The organism is Mycobacterium sp. IS-1742 (genome assembly GCF_001500125.1).
Lineage (GTDB): Bacteria > Actinomycetota > Actinomycetes > Mycobacteriales > Mycobacteriaceae > Mycobacterium.
This window is the reverse complement of record NZ_LQIV01000034.1, coordinates 225,272-239,538: the sequence shown is the minus strand read 5'-3', so window position 1 is coordinate 239,538 and position 14,267 is coordinate 225,272. Positions and strand designations below refer to the sequence as shown.

The 14,267-nt window shown below is 68.5% G+C and carries 16 protein-coding genes; 3 read left to right on the top strand and 13 right to left on the bottom strand.

The genetic code is table 11. The annotated features are described in order from the left end of the window. The first annotated feature begins 43 nt into the window (after positions 1-43). Positions 44-877, top strand: a complete 834-nt coding sequence (locus tag AU196_RS18595; RefSeq protein ID WP_059096530.1) for a universal stress protein — start codon at positions 44-46, stop codon at positions 875-877. Here the strand turns inward: AU196_RS18595 and AU196_RS18590 are convergent, their stop codons facing one another. The 9 genes from AU196_RS18590 to AU196_RS18550 all read right to left on the bottom strand — a co-directional run bounded on the left by AU196_RS18590 (position 878) and on the right by AU196_RS18550 (position 9,142). Beyond that, positions 878-1,705 carry an SHOCT domain-containing protein gene (locus tag AU196_RS18590; RefSeq protein ID WP_059096659.1) on the bottom strand — a complete coding sequence of 276 codons (828 nt, stop codon included), beginning with the start codon at positions 1,703-1,705 and terminating at the stop codon, positions 878-880. 82 nt (positions 1,706-1,787) lie between these two features. Next, the gene (locus AU196_RS18585) at positions 1,788-2,663 is read right to left on the bottom strand and encodes a cutinase family protein (protein ID WP_082695781.1); all 876 of its coding nucleotides are present in this window, start codon (positions 2,661-2,663) and stop codon (positions 1,788-1,790) included. An 89-nt stretch (positions 2,664-2,752) separates the two neighbouring features. Beyond that, positions 2,753-3,943: an elongation factor Tu gene (gene tuf, locus AU196_RS18580; protein ID WP_059096529.1), complete on the bottom strand. Its 1,191-nt coding sequence runs from the start codon at positions 3,941-3,943 to the stop codon at positions 2,753-2,755. Between the two features lie 75 nt (positions 3,944-4,018). Next, positions 4,019-6,124, bottom strand: coding sequence for an elongation factor G (gene fusA / locus AU196_RS18575; RefSeq protein WP_082695780.1), 2,106 nt, complete (start codon positions 6,122-6,124; stop codon positions 4,019-4,021). An 84-nt stretch (positions 6,125-6,208) separates the two neighbouring features. Next, on the bottom strand, positions 6,209-6,679 hold the full coding sequence (rpsG, locus tag AU196_RS18570) for a 30S ribosomal protein S7 (protein ID WP_011558402.1): 471 nt from the start codon (positions 6,677-6,679) through the stop codon (positions 6,209-6,211). Further along, entirely contained in the window at positions 6,679-7,053 is a 375-nt protein-coding gene (rpsL, locus tag AU196_RS18565) for a 30S ribosomal protein S12 (protein WP_011558401.1), read from the bottom strand. The genes rpsG and rpsL overlap by 1 nt, the downstream gene beginning before the upstream one ends. A 319-nt stretch (positions 7,054-7,372) precedes the next feature. Next, the gene (locus AU196_RS18560) at positions 7,373-8,011 is read right to left on the bottom strand and encodes a TetR/AcrR family transcriptional regulator (RefSeq protein ID WP_059096528.1); all 639 of its coding nucleotides are present in this window, start codon (positions 8,009-8,011) and stop codon (positions 7,373-7,375) included. Positions 8,012-8,078: 67 nt separating this feature from the next. After that, on the bottom strand, positions 8,079-8,597 hold the full coding sequence (locus tag AU196_RS18555; RefSeq protein WP_059096527.1) for a DUF3558 domain-containing protein: 519 nt from the start codon (positions 8,595-8,597) through the stop codon (positions 8,079-8,081). Further along, complete coding sequence (locus AU196_RS18550) at positions 8,597-9,142, bottom strand: DUF3558 domain-containing protein (RefSeq protein ID WP_059096526.1); 546 nt, start codon at positions 9,140-9,142, stop codon at positions 8,597-8,599. Before AU196_RS18550 ends, AU196_RS18555 begins: the two co-directional genes overlap by 1 nt. 134 nt (positions 9,143-9,276) lie before the next feature. Between AU196_RS18550 and AU196_RS18545 the strand changes: the two genes are divergently transcribed. Further along, complete coding sequence (locus AU196_RS18545; protein ID WP_059096525.1) at positions 9,277-9,645, top strand: DUF3060 domain-containing protein; 369 nt, start codon at positions 9,277-9,279, stop codon at positions 9,643-9,645. A gap of 29 nt (positions 9,646-9,674) precedes the next feature. Beyond that, on the top strand, positions 9,675-10,088 hold the full coding sequence (locus tag AU196_RS18540) for a DUF3060 domain-containing protein (protein WP_059096524.1): 414 nt from the start codon (positions 9,675-9,677) through the stop codon (positions 10,086-10,088). 1 nt (position 10,089) lies between these two features. Here AU196_RS18540 and AU196_RS18535 read toward each other — a convergent pair whose 3' ends face one another. The 4 genes from AU196_RS18535 to AU196_RS18520 form a co-directional block, all read right to left on the bottom strand. Further along, positions 10,090-10,854 (bottom strand): crotonase/enoyl-CoA hydratase family protein, encoded by a 765-nt coding sequence (locus tag AU196_RS18535; RefSeq protein WP_059096523.1) that lies wholly within the window; start codon positions 10,852-10,854, stop codon positions 10,090-10,092. Continuing rightward, positions 10,851-11,567, bottom strand: a complete 717-nt coding sequence (locus tag AU196_RS18530) for a PaaX family transcriptional regulator C-terminal domain-containing protein (protein ID WP_059096656.1) — start codon at positions 11,565-11,567, stop codon at positions 10,851-10,853. The genes AU196_RS18535 and AU196_RS18530 overlap by 4 nt, the downstream gene beginning before the upstream one ends. Positions 11,568-11,569: 2 nt before the next feature. Then, the gene (locus tag AU196_RS18525; protein WP_059096522.1) at positions 11,570-12,508 is read right to left on the bottom strand and encodes a crotonase/enoyl-CoA hydratase family protein; all 939 of its coding nucleotides are present in this window, start codon (positions 12,506-12,508) and stop codon (positions 11,570-11,572) included. Between the two features lie 94 nt (positions 12,509-12,602). Then, positions 12,603-14,258, bottom strand: coding sequence for an acyl-CoA dehydrogenase family protein (locus AU196_RS18520; RefSeq protein ID WP_059096521.1), 1,656 nt, complete (start codon positions 14,256-14,258; stop codon positions 12,603-12,605). Positions 14,259-14,267: the final 9 nt, after the last annotated feature.

Here is a 14,267-nt window from a genome sequence, read left to right as displayed (position 1 = left end):
GCGCCTCCGACGCATACGATCGGTCGAAATCGAGGGAGGTCCCATGGCGCTCGGCGTGCTCATCGGATACGACGGCTCACCGGCCGCCACCGCCGCGATCGAAGTGGGGGGCACACTGCTGCCGCAGGCCCACGCCTGGGTGGCGCAGCTCTGGACGCCGCCGTTCGCCAGCGAGCCGGTGCGCCGGCGCCTGCGGGCCATCGTCGGCAGCGCCAACGAACTCGTCGAGCGCACGGAACAGGAAGGCGAACGCGAAGCCCAGCGCATCGCGGCCACCGGCACCACCCTGGCCCGGGCCGCCGGCCTGGACGCCGAACCGCTGGTCAAAAGGTCATGGGGCGGTGAGGGTTTGGTGCTCGCGCAGCTGGCCGAGCAGGTGTCGGCGGACGTCCTGCTGGTCGGCTCGCGCGGGCTCGGCGGCGCCCAGGCACTGATGGGCAGCGTGTCGGACACGGCCGTGCACTACGCATCGCGGCCCACGCTGGTCGCACCGGCACCCATGCTGGCCGACGAGTACGACGCGCTGGCCGACGGTCCCGTCGTCGTCGGTTGGGACGGGTCCGGTGGCGCCAGGACCGCGCTGGCGGCCGCCCAGCATCTCTTTCCCGGCCGCGAGATCGTCGTGGCGTCGATCGGGCAGGGTGTCACCGAGGCGCCGCCCGAGGGTGTCGCCACCGAACACATCGACGCGCCGTCGGGAGCCAAGGAACACGCCGTCGCCGACGCGTTGACCGGTCTGGCCGCACACCGCAGGGCCGCGGCGATCGTGGTGGGTTCGCGCGGCCAGTCCGCGATCCGCCAGGTTCTGCTCGGCAGCGTCGCCCGCGCGACGTTGCGCGGGGCGCACCGACCGGTGCTGGTGGTGCCGGGTCCCTGACTACAGGGCTTCGATGATCTGCTGACGTTTCGCCGCGTACTCGGCGTCGGTGATGGCGCCCGTCGCGCGCAGCGTCTCGAGTTCCTGCAGACGCTGTGCGGTCGACGGACCCGTCGGCGCGCCGCCCGGGGCGGGCGGCGCCATGGTCGCGGGCGCGGGCATCTGCTGTGCGGCGGCCCGCCGGACGATGGCCTGGACCTGTTGCCGCGCGGACGGATTCGCGCGCAGGTCCACCATGTTGTTCATCCCGATGCCGTGCGTCTTGAGGATCTGCAGGATCTCCAGCAGCGGACCGGACTGCCCGGTGAGGTCGTAGGTGTGGTTGTCCTCGGACACGGTGAACGTCGCAGGCATCAGACCCCCCACCAGAGCGCTTCTCTCCCAGTCGATCTGATACTCGTTGGTGGTCGGGTCGACGATCGCGACGAGTGTGCGGTTGGTGATCATCGGCAGGCGGGACACCGAGGCCACCACCCGGTCCTGGGCGGTGAACGGTGTCAGGCCCGGGCCGGTGATGGACAGGTCGAGTTTCACCAGCGGCTGTTCGTTGATCCGGGTGTTCGTCTCATGGATCCCGGTGATCTGCGCGAGCGCCAGCACACCACGCGCCTCGAGTTCGGCGGTCTTCGCGGCCGAGTGGGCGCCGAACGCGGTGATGCCCAGGGCGATCAGCACGTCCGCGGCGGTGATGAGCAGACCCGTCCAGAACATCCACTCCAGCATCGGGTCCGGCCCGGTCATGAAGTAGATGGCGAGGAAGATCGGACCGACGATGCCGCACAGCAGCACGAAGAGCTGGATGCGGATGTAGCGCCAGAAGGTCGACATGGCCATGCTCCTGTGGGTCGCGCGGGCGAACACAGACTAGCCGGTGAAGGTGCCTGCAGGCGTGGCGAACAGCCCGAGAATCTCAGCCCGCCGCAACGGTGACGGTGTCGACGGGTTCGGCGGCCGCCGCCGGGCCGAGCAGCTGATAGAGCGGTGCTGTCCAGGTGTATCCGCCACCGGTCGCCCGGGCGTAGCTGGTGTGGACGGCCACGCCCGTGGCCGTCACCTCTTCGGCGTCGGGGTCGTAGTCGCAGACCGCGTCGCCCAGTTCGCAGACGCTGATCGTGCGGGCACCGACGTGCGGCGGCAGCGGCGCGGGTGCGTGCGCCAGGATCGGCCAGTCCTGGGCGACGCCCTTCCCGGCGCCGGGGACCGCGGTGACCGAACCGAGGTTGTAGGTGGGGTCGGTCGGCAGCCGGTCGCCGTCGGCGATCAGCAGCGCGCCGGCGAAGTTGGGGCTGGCGCCGAGGGTGTGCAGGTTGCGGTGGACGACCATGGCGCCCTGGGAGTATCCGGCCAGCACCACCTTGCTGGTCGGGCACTGCTGCACGAACGTCGCGTACTGGTTGGCCAGCGCGGCGGTGCCGGCGTCGACGCTGCTGATGAAGCCGGCCCAGTCGAGGATCCCGCCGTCCTCGGGCACCTCGGTCGCCGGGTACACGACGGCTTCGGCGGTCATGGTGCGGCCGTCACTCTGGACGAACTGCTGCAGGTCGGCGCGGGAACGGGAGATGACGCGGCCCATGCCGTCGTTCATCGACACCTCGGCGCCACGCTCACCGGATCCGGCGGCGCCGATCCAGTGGACGTCGGGGCACTGTGGCTGGGCGTTCGCGGTGCCGGCCAACCCGATCAGCGCGGCGCCACCGAGTGCGACGGCACCGGCCAATGCATGAAGACGACGAAACACGAAAAACCCCAACCTTCCCGGCCCACACACGGCCACTGCGAAGATCATCGGACCGGCGCCCGTCCGCGTTACGCGCCTGCCCCGGGAACGCGAAACGGCGCCCACCCGAAGGTGAGCGCCGCTTCGGCGTACTGGTCTTACTTGTGGATCTTCGTCACGCGGCCGGCGCCGACGGTACGGCCACCCTCACGGATGGCGAACCGCAGGCCCTCGTCCATGGCCACGGGCTGGATCAGCTTGACGGAGATGTCGGTGTTGTCACCGGGCATCACCATCTCGGTGCCCTCGGGCAGCGTCACCACGCCGGTCACGTCCGTGGTCCGGAAGTAGAACTGCGGACGGTAGTTGTTGAAGAACGGCGTGTGGCGGCCGCCCTCGTCCTTGGACAGGATGTAGACCTGGCCGTCGAACTCGGTGTGCGGGGTGGTGGTGCCGGGCTTGACCACGACCTGGCCGCGCTCGACGTCCTCACGCTTGATACCGCGCAGCAGCAGACCGACGTTGTCACCGGCCTGGCCCTGGTCGAGCAGCTTGCGGAACATCTCGACACCGGTGACCGTGGTCTTGGTGGTGCCGGGGCGGATGCCGACGATCTCGACTTCCTCGTTCACGTTGACCACGCCGCGCTCCACACGACCGGTGACCACGGTGCCGCGGCCGGTGATCGTGAAGACGTCCTCGACGGGCATCAGGAACGGACGGTCGGTGTCGCGGACCGGGTCCGGGATCGACTCGTCGACGGCGTCCATGAGGTCCTCGACGGACTTGACCCACTTCTCGTCGCCCTCGAGCGCCTTGAGCGCCGAGACGCGCACGACCGGGGCGTCCTCGTCGAAGTCCTGGGCGGCCAGCAGTTCGCGGACCTCCATCTCGACGAGCTCGATGAGCTCCTCGTCGTCGACCGCGTCGGCCTTGTTCAGCGCCACCAGGATGTAGGGGACGCCGACCTGGCGGGCCAGCAGCACGTGCTCACGGGTCTGCGGCATGGGGCCGTCGGTGGCGGCGACCACCAGGATCGCGCCGTCCATCTGGGCGGCACCGGTGATCATGTTCTTGATGTAGTCAGCGTGACCGGGGGCGTCGACGTGCGCGTAGTGACGCTTCTCGGTCTGGTACTCCACGTGGGAGATGTTGATCGTGATGCCGCGCTGACGCTCCTCAGGCGCATTGTCGATCTGGTCGAATGCGCGCGACTCGTTCAACTCGGGGTACTTGTCGTGCAGAACCTTGGTGATTGCTGCGGTCAGCGTGGTCTTGCCGTGGTCAACGTGACCGATGGTCCCGATGTTGACGTGCGGCTTCGTCCGCTCGAACTTCGCCTTCGCCACTTCTGTGTCCTCCTGGACTTGTTGGTGCTTGTTACAGCAGGTTGGTTTGTTCAGTTGTGGTCCGTGAAGAGACGGTTACTGACCCGTCGCCTTCGCGATGATCTCCTTCGACACGTTCGCCGGAACCTCGGCGTACGAGTCGAACACCATGGAGTAGTTCGCCCGGCCCTGGGTCTTCGACCGAAGGTCGCCGACGTAGCCGAACATCTCCGACAGCGGCACTTGCGCCTTGACGACGCGCGCACCGGCCCGCTCCTCCATGGCCTGGATCTGACCACGGCGGGAGTTCAAATCGCCGATCACCTCACCCATGTAGTCCTCGGGTGTGGTCACCTCGACGGCCATGATCGGCTCGAGGATCACCGGCTGAGCCGCCTGCGCGGCCTTCTTCAAGACCTGCGAACCGGCGACCTTGAACGCCATCTCCGACGAGTCGACCTCGTGGTAGGCGCCGTCGAGCAGGGTCACCTTGATGTTCACCAGCGGGTAGCCGGCGAGCACGCCGTACTGCATGGCGTCCTGCGCACCGGCATCCACCGACGGGATGTACTCGCGCGGGATGCGGCCACCGGTGACCTTGTTCTCGAACTCGTAGGTGGCACCGTCCTCGCCGCTGAACGGCTCGAGGTCGATGAGCACCTTCGCGAACTGGCCGGAGCCACCCGTCTGCTTCTTGTGGGTGAACTCGACCTTCTCGACCTTGCGCTTGATGGTCTCGCGGTAGGCCACCTGGGGCTTGCCGACGTTGGCCTCGACCTTGAACTCGCGACGCATGCGGTCGACGAGGATGTCGAGATGGAGCTCGCCCATGCCGCCGATGACGGTCTGGCCGGTCTCCTGGTCCAGGTGCACCTTGAACGTGGGATCCTCTTCGGCCAGCTTCTGGATCGCCGTGCCGAGCTTCTCCTGGTCGCTCTTGGTCTTGGGCTCGATGGCCACCTCGATCACCGGATCGGGGAAGGTCATCGACTCGAGCACGATCTGCTGGTTCGCGTCGCTCAGGGTGTCACCGGTGGTGGTGTCCTTGAGGCCGATGACCGCGTAGATGTGGCCGGCCGACGCACGCTCGACAGGGTTCTCCTTGTTGGCGTGCATCTGGAACAGCTTGCCCAGCCGCTCCTTCTTGCCCTTGGTGGAGTTGATGACCTGCGAACCGGACTCGACGGTGCCGGAGTAGACGCGGACGTAGGTCAGCTTGCCGAAGAACGGGTGCACCGCGATCTTGAACGCCAGCGCCGAGAAGGGCTCGTCGACCGACGGCTTGCGGGTGATGACCTCGTCCTCTTTGTTGGGCACGTGGCCCTGCACGGACTCGACGTCCAGCGGTGAGGGCAGGTAGTCGACGACCGCGTCGAGCATGGGCTGCACACCCTTGTTCTTGAACGCGCTGCCGCACAGCACCGGGTACAGCTCGGAGTTGACCGTCAGCTTGCGGATCGCGCCCTTGATCTCGTCGATCGTGAGCTCTTCCCCACCGAAGTACTTCTCCAGCAGCGCCTCGTCGGTCTCGGCGACCGCCTCGAGCAGCTTGGTGCGGTACTCGTCGGCCTTGTCGGCGAGATCGGCAGGGATGTCCTCGACCTCGTACTTCTCGCCGAGGGCGGTCTCACCGCGCCAGACCTTGGCCTTCATCTCGACCAGGTCGATGATGCCGATGAAGTCGTTCTCGGCGCCGATCGGCAGCTGGATGACCAGCGGGGTCGCGCCGAGGCGCTCCTCGATGGTGCGCACGGTGAAGTAGAAGTCCGCGCCCAGCTTGTCCATCTTGTTGACGAAGCAGATGCGCGGCACGTCGTACTTGTCGGCCTGACGCCAGACCTGCTCGGACTGCGGCTCGACGCCCTCTTTGCCGTCGAACACGGCAACGGCGCCGTCGAGCACACGGAGGCTGCGCTCCACCTCGACGGTGAAGTCGACGTGCCCGGGGGTGTCGATGATGTTGATCTGGTTGTCGTTCCAGAAGCAGGTCACCGCGGCGGAGGTGATGGTGATGCCGCGCTCCTGCTCCTGTTCCATCCAGTCGGTGGTCGATGCACCGTCGTGCGTCTCACCGATCTTGTAGTTGACACCCGTGTAATACAGGATGCGCTCGGTCGTCGTCGTCTTACCGGCGTCGATGTGCGCCATGATGCCGATGTTGCGGACCTTGTTCAGGTCGGTCAACACGTCCTTCTGTGCCACAGAAGTCTTCCCACTCTCGCTTGCTCGATTGCTGTTGTCAGCCGATACCGCACACGCCGGCCGCTTGCTGCCGCCGGCCGAAGATCACCAGCGGTAGTGCGCGAAGGCGCGGTTGGCCTCGGCCATCTTGTGGGTGTCCTCACGCCGTTTGACGGCGGCACCCAGGCCATTGCTGGCATCGAGGATCTCGTTGGCCAGCCGCTCGACCATGGTCTTCTCCCGACGCGCCTTCGAGAAGCTCACCAGCCACCGCAGGGCCAGCGTCACGGAGCGATCGGGACGAACCTCGACCGGCACCTGATAGGTGGCGCCACCGACGCGGCGGCTGCGCACCTCGAGGGCGGGCTTGACGTTGTCGAGAGCGCGCTTCAGGGTGACCACCGGATCGGTGCCCGTCTTGTCACGGGCCTGTTCGAGCGCACCATAGACAATGCGTTCGGCCAGCGATTTCTTCCCGTCCAGCAGCACTTTGTTGACCAGCTGGGTGACCAGCTGGGACCCGTAGACCGGGTCGTTGACCAGCGGACGCTTGGGTGCGGGGCCCTTGCGCGGCATCAGCTCTTCTCCTTCTTGGCGCCGTAGCGGCTGCGCGCTTGCTTGCGGTTCTTGACGCCCTGGGTGTCGAGCGAACCGCGGATGATCTTGTAACGCACACCGGGGAGGTCCTTCACACGACCACCGCGCACCAGCACCATCGAGTGCTCCTGCAGGTTGTGGCCCTCACCGGGGATGTATGCGGTCACCTCGACCTGGCTGGTCAGCTTCACGCGCGCGACCTTCCGAAGCGCCGAGTTCGGCTTCTTCGGGGTGGTCGTGTACACGCGGGTGCACACGCCGCGGCGCTGCGGGCTGCCCTTGAGGGCCGCGGTCTTCACCTTGGCGATCTTGTCGCGGCGACCCTTGCGGACCAGCTGGTTGATGGTTGGCATGTACCGGCTTTCTGTGTTGCTTTCGGGTGATGCTTGTCGTCTGTGGTGCTGCTCTGTACTGCTTCGGTGCTGCTCAAGTCTCTGTACTGCTGTTTCGGCCCGTTCGCGTCCCCCGCGTCCGGGCGTGTCGCACGCGCACACCTCGAAGCAATTCCGCTGCGTGGTAGACATGCGAATTTGCCCGGCATGTGGGCATGCTGTCTGGTTGTCACCCCGTCGCATGCGCCTCGACGGCCAGGCACGATCCCCCACAATACCAGGATGGCCCCGTCGCTCCAAAAGTCGTTCCACGCGGGACGCGCAGCGCGCTGACCGGCGCTTAGTGCAGGTCAGCGCCCACGCCGCCGGAGCGGCGTTCCATACCGGAGGCCAGGCGCAGGACCATGTCGGTGAACACCGCGTCGGTGTCGATGCCGTTCATCACCCCGGTCATCTCCAGCAGCACGAACCCGTGCATGGCCGACCAGAACTCCAGCGCGGCGTAGAACGCTTCCTCGCCGTCGAGGCCGTAGGAGGCCAGCACCTCGATCACCGGGGTGGCCGCGGCGCGGGTGGCGTCGGTGAATTCCGGGTCGTCCCCGCCCAGCGGCATCCGGGTGAATGCGGAGTACCGGCCCGGGTGGTGGTGGGCGTAGCTGCGGTAGGAGCTGGCCATCGCCATCACCGCATCGTCGCGGGTGCGGCCCTGCGCGACGGTGGTGAGCATGCCGATGATGTCGCCGACCACCCGCATCCGCACGGTGCGCCGCAGATCGTCGAGGCTGTGCACGTGGTTGTACAGCGACGGCCCCTTGGTGCCGAGCTGGGTGGCCAGCGCGTTGATGGTCAGCGCGTCCCAGCCCTCGCGGTCCAGGAACGTCAGGGCGGCGTTGACGATCGCGTCGCGGCTCAGCCGGGTGGTCTTGGCGGCAGCACGCGCCCGACCGCCCGCCGTCCGCGGGTCCGGTTGAGCCGGCATGTCCTTCCCACCCTTCGTCTGTCACCGATCGAATTGCGGTCGGCGGAGACTCTAACCCTACGGCGGCTCAGTTCACCCGTTGCTGGCTGAGTTGGGCGAGGCGTTCGGTGATCGAGCACAGATCGGGGAGCATGTCGGGGTTCATGGTCTGGATCGACCAGGTGATCACGTCGCCGCCCTTGGCCACATAGATACTGCAGGCGTTGGTGTCGGCGGCCTTGAAACCCTTGTTGCCGTCGACCGACAGTTCGGTGATCTTGCGGCCCGCCTGCTGTTCGAGCTCCCGTTCGACGTCCATGTCGCTGCCGCGGTACCACCAGGTCGAGATTCCCATCCCGGCGCCGAACGTGCCGAGCATGGTGTCCTCCTGCCAGAAGCAGCCGGCGTCGCTGTCGACGACCTTCTTGAACACCGTCGACTCCGCCGCCTTGGTGACGTCCTCGTCGGTCACGCCGTTGCACCCGTCGCTGCGGAAGGATCCGGCGGACGGGCCGGCCGGCGGGGTGGGTGCCTGTTCGTCGGCGCCGCCGCAGCCGGACAGAAGCAGCGCCGCCGCCGCCGAGATGCCGAGGATGAGCCGCTTCATCACAGATCCGCCGAAAGAGTGGCCGACAACAACTTCTCCGCGTCCACGCACGGGTCGCCGGACTGCCGGCCCCGGTACTGCACCCACCAGCTGAGCACACCCTGTCCGGCCGCCGCGGTCGCCGCGCATCCCGGCCCGGTGCTGTCGCGGCGGGCCAGGAAGGCGGGGTGACGTTCGATGTCGGTGTCGGTGACCTCGGCGCCCCGTTCGACGGCCAGCGAGCGTTCCCGCCCGAGGTTGCCCCTGTCGAACCAGGAGAAGGTGACGTCGACCATGACCTCGTCACGCATGAGGACGTACTGGCACACCGCACCGCTGTAGGGCCGGACCACCTCGTCGGCGGCCAGGGTCTCCGAGACCGTGGAGTCCTCGAGCAGCCCGCAGCGGTTGTCGACGTATCCGTAATCGCGGTCGGGGTCGGGCGCGACGCCGGTGCGGACGGGTGCCGCGGTGCCGGTGACCTCGTGCGCACAACCTGCGGCGGTCACCACCGCGGCGATCGCCGCAGCGGTCCAACCCGCAACAACGCTGACACGACGACCCATCACCGAGAGAGGGTACCCAGCCATCCCGTGTTCAGCGACCTGTGCAAACAGCGAACTCACAGAAGCCTGCCGCGGTGGTGAGCGGGGCCACGTACGCTGCTCATATCGAGTGGGCGCGACGAAGGGATCCGACGGTGCGATCGATCGGTTGTGTGGCGGCCGGAGCCGCCGTGTTGTTCGCCGCGGCGGTGGTGGGGGCCCCGAGCGCGCACGCCGAGAACGGCGACACCCACATCACCAGCACCGGGACGGCTCAGACCATCGACTGCCGCAACGCCACCCTGCACATCAACGGCAACAACAACCAGATCTACGCGCTCGGCACCTGTTACGCGGTGACGATGCAGGGGTCGGGCAACCTCGTGGTGGCCGACAACGTGATCAACGACATCACCGTCTACGGCTGGGATCAGACCGTGATGTACAAGAACGGCGACCCCATCATCTGGGACCGCGGCCGTGAACTGGGCATGACCAACCGGATCAACAAGGTGCCGGCCTGACCGTCCGAATGACCGGAAAGCGAGAAGCCATGTCCGCCTGCCCCGTGGTCCGTACCGGGTTCGTGGCCCTGGCGGCGGCGGCCGCGTTCGCGCTGGCCGGGTGCGGCTCGGAGAGCGGCGACACGAACACCCCGACCGCGACGGCGGGCTCGTCGGGCGCGCAGGTGGAGATCGGCAACACGATCAACTACGGCTCGGTCGGCACCACCGCGGACGTCGACTGCGCCGACGGCAAGGCGCTCAACGTCGGCGGATCGAACAACAAGCTGACGGTGACCGGGACGTGCGCGAACGTCAACATCGGTGGCACCGACAACACCATCTCCTTCGAGCGCGTCGACAAGGAGATCACCGTCGTGGGGCTCAACAACACGATCACCTACGCCGACGGCGACCCCAAGATCGACGATCTCGGCTCGAACAACAAGATCACCAAGGGCTGAGTCACGCGGTCGCGCCGTGGCGGCCCGCGCCGGCGGCGAAGCGCCCCGCGCCCTCGAGCGCCTCGTGTTTGACCCGCGAGATGCTGGCGAACTCCCGGTCGATCGCCTCGGCCTCCGGCAACCCCCACTGCCCCAGCGCCGAGAGCCGGTCGGCGCGCATGCACTGCTGCGGGAACCGGGCGATCTCGGCCGCCAACTCCTCGGCCTGCCGCCGGGCCTGACCCTTCGGGACGACGCGGTTGGCCAGGCCGATCGCGTGGGCCTCGGCGGCGTCGACGGCGCGGCCGGTGAGGATCAGGTCCATCGCCCGGCTCTGCCCGATCAGCCGGGGCAGCCGCACGGTGCCGCCGTCGATCAGCGGGACGCCCCAGCGGCGGCAGAACACCCCGAGCACCGCGTCCTCCTCGACGACCCGCAGATCGCACCACAGCGCGAGTTCGAGTCCACCGGCGACGGCGTAGCCGCTGACCGCCGCGATCACCGGTTTGGACAGCACCATGCGCGTCGGCCCCATCGGTCCCGGCCCGCTGCGGTGCACGGCGTTGGCGTCCGGGGTGCCGAACGCCTTGAGATCGGCGCCGGCGCAGAACGTCCCGTGATCGCCCCACAGCACCGCGACCGCTGCCGAGTCGTCGCGGTCGAAGTCGTCGAAGGCTTCGTAGAGCGCCTCGGCGGTGGGCCGGTTGACGGCGTTGCGGGCGTCGGGCCGGTCGAGGATGACGGTGGTCACCGCACCGTTGCGGTCGACGCGGACGGGTCCTGTCATGTCGCCTCCATCAGTTGGGCATCGCGCCGCTCGACGAGTTCGGCGGCGAAAGCGGTGTAGGCCCTGCGGAGTTCGTCACCGGGCCAGGTGTCGGGCAGCAGTTCGGCCGGCAGCACGGGATCGGTGAGCAGGTGCCGGACGATCGCGGCGGCGGTGACGAACCGGGCCGGGACGTCGTGCGCGGCGGCCATGTCGTCGAGCAGCCGACGGCCCCGGTCGGCCCAGCCGGGCAGGTCCCAGAGCCGGCCCGTCAGGCTGTGCGGATCGTCGTCGCGGGCGTGCAGCACGCGCACGCGGTCGGCGATGTCGTCGGGCACCGTCGCGTCCAGATTGTGCGGCCGCAGCCACACTCCTTCGCGCAGTTCGCCGAAACGGTTGTCCTGCAACGTGTTGCGCATGGCGGCGCGGGTGCGGGCGTCGGTCCCGATGCTGGTGATCACCAGCGTGGTCCAGGTTCCGTCCCATGGACGCACCCGCGGGTTGATCGCGTCGTCCTGCCGGCGCTGCCGGGCCAGCAGCCGATCGGAGAGCCGGTAGCCGTCCGCGGAGCGGACCAGGTCACCCGCGCTCACCATCCGCGTCAGCGCCACCCGCACGGTCTGTTCGCGCAGGCCGAAATCGGCGGTCAGACGGATCAATTCGCCGGCCGTGGCCCAGGCCGGATGCGCGCCGAGCAGGACCGACAGCACCACCGAACGCGCCGTCAACCGCACGGTCACACCCCGGACGCTCGACGGCCGTGGTCGCCGAACGGTTCGTCACGCTGCCGGACCGCCTCGCGAAAGCCGTGTTCGCGAGACTGCGCGACGAACGCGTGCCCCTCGGGCGTGTGCCGCGCGATGCCGTCGAACACCGTGCTCACCATGCGGCTGGTGGCCACGCCCTGCTGGAGCAGCGCCGAGTTCATCGCGAGTTTGACCATGATCAGCTGGTTGATCGGGACAGCGGCGATGCGCTCGACGAGGCGTTCGGTGCGTTCGTCGAGGTCCTCGGGTTCGGGCGCCTCGACGGCCAGACCCCATTCGGCGGCCTGGCGGCCGGTGAGGCAATCCCCGGTCAGCAGAAGGCGTTTGGCGCGCTGGTCGCCGAGCCGGTGGGCCCACATGCCGGCGGCGGGCACACCCCAGACCCGGGTGGGCGGGTAACCGATCTTGGCGTCCGCGGCGGCGATCACCTGGTCGGCGTGCAGGGCGATGTCGGTGCCGCCGGCCACGCAGTAGCCGTGGATCTTGACCACCGTCGGCTTGTCGCAGTGCAGCAGGCTGGAGAAGCCGCGGACGAAGCGGCTCATCATCTGGTAGTCGATCATCGGATCCCACGGCTGGTCCGGCAGGTGGTTGACCGCCTGGGTCTTACCGGAGAGCACCGTGTCGCGGTACGGGCTGCCCCCGCCGGCCGACGACGACCCTTCGGCGTAGGCGGACAGGTCGAATCCGGCGCAGAAACCCTCCCCCCGGCCGGACACCAGGATCACGTGGACGTTCGGGTCGAGATCGGCGCGTTCGACCAGGGCCGACAGTTCCAGCGGCGTGTCCGCGACGATCGCGTTGCCCTTCTCGGGCCGGTTGAACGTGATCCGGGCGATGCGGTCGGTGACCTCGTAGGTCATGGTCTTGAGGTCGTCGAAGTCGACGGGCCGTATCGCGTGCGTCATCGGGTCACCCTAGTGCGCCGAAACAGCATTCCCTGCTGCGAAGCGCGCGTCTTGACGACAGGGAATGCTGTTTCGCGGCGGAGGCGTGACCCCGTCATCCCTTCACCAGCGCGCGCTCGAGGATCGGCGCGAGGTCCAGGCCGACGGGCAGCGTGCCGAACGCGCCACCCCACTGCCCGCCCATCCGGGTGGCCAGGAACGCCTCGGCGACTGCGGGGTGCCCGTGCCGGACCAGCAGCGCGCCCTGCAGCGCGAGGCAGATGTCCTCGGCCACCTTGCGGGCGCGGTACTGGACGGTCGCGAGGTCGTCGAGCGCCGGGCGCAGCGCGTCGACGTGCGCGTCGAGCCGGGCGTCCTGACCGGCGGTCTGGGCGAGCTCGTCGAACAGCACCTCGACGCTCTCCGGGCGGGTTGCCATGGCGCGCAACGTATCCAGCGCGCTGACGTTTCCGGACCCCTCCCAGATGCCCATCAGCGGCGCCTCCCGGTAGAGCCGCGGCATGCCCGAGTCCTCGACGTAGCCGTTGCCGCCCAGGCATTCCATCGCCTCGGCCGCGTGCGGGGTCGCGCGTTTGCACACCCAGTACTTCGCGGCGGCCAGGCCGATGCGGCGCAGCAGCGCTTCGCGGGAGTCGCCGCGCACCGCACGGTCGGTGGCGCCGGCCATCCGCATCGCGACCATGGTGGCGGCCTCGGCCTCGACGGCCAGGTCGGCCAGGACGTTGCGCATCAGCGGTTGGTCGATGAGGTACTCGCCGAAGGCCTTGCGGTGCTGGGCGTGGTGGATCGCCCGGGTGAGCCCGCTGCGCATGCTGGTCGCCGACCCCAGCGTGCAGTCGAGTCGCGTCAGGTTGACCATCTCGATGATGGTCGGCACGCCGCGGCCCTCCTCGCCGACCAGCCACGCCGTCGCGCCGTCGTATTCGACCTCGCTCGAGGCGTTGGCGTGGTTGCCGAGCTTGTCCTTGAGGCGCTGCAGGAACATCCGGTTGCGTGTTCCATCCGGCAGGATGCGCGGCAGGAAGAAGCACGACAGACCGCCGGGAGCCTGCGCGAGCACCAGGAAGATGTCGCACATCGGCGCCGAGGTGAACCACTTGTGGCCGGTCAGCGAGTAGGTGCCGTCGCCGTTGGGCACCGCCTGCGTGGTGCCCGCCCGCACGTCGGAGCCGCCCTGCTTCTCGGTCATCGACATTCCCGCGGTGATGCCGGCCTTGGTGGCGGGCACCTTGAGTTCGGGGTCGTAGACCCGGCTGGTCAGTAGCGGTTTGTAGACCGCGGCGAGATCGGGGTTGACGCGCAGCGCGGGGACGACGGCGTAGGTCATCGAGATCGGGCAGATGTGTCCGGGTTCGGGTGTCCACACCGACGTCTTGGCCGCGCGCACGACGTGCGCCCCGGCGCGGTCGTCCGCCCACGGCGCGGCGTGTAGCCCGTGTTCGACCGCGACCGTCATCAGCTCGTGATAGGCGGGGTCGAATTCGACCTCGTCGATGCGGTGGCCGACGCGGTCATGGGTGTGCAGCACGGGCCGGTTGCGGTCGGCGAGTTCGCCCCAGCGCTGGGCCCGGGCGCTTCCCGAGAGCGCGCCCAACTCGGTGACCTCGTCGAGGCCCCACTCCCCGCCCTCGCGGATGAGCGCCTCGGTGAGCACCGGCGAGGCCGCCGGGTTGTGGTCCTCCAGCGGCGGGACCTGGTTGGTGACGAGGTGCGTGCCCGCGGATGCGGGGCGCGAGACATTGACGGCCATACCCGCAGT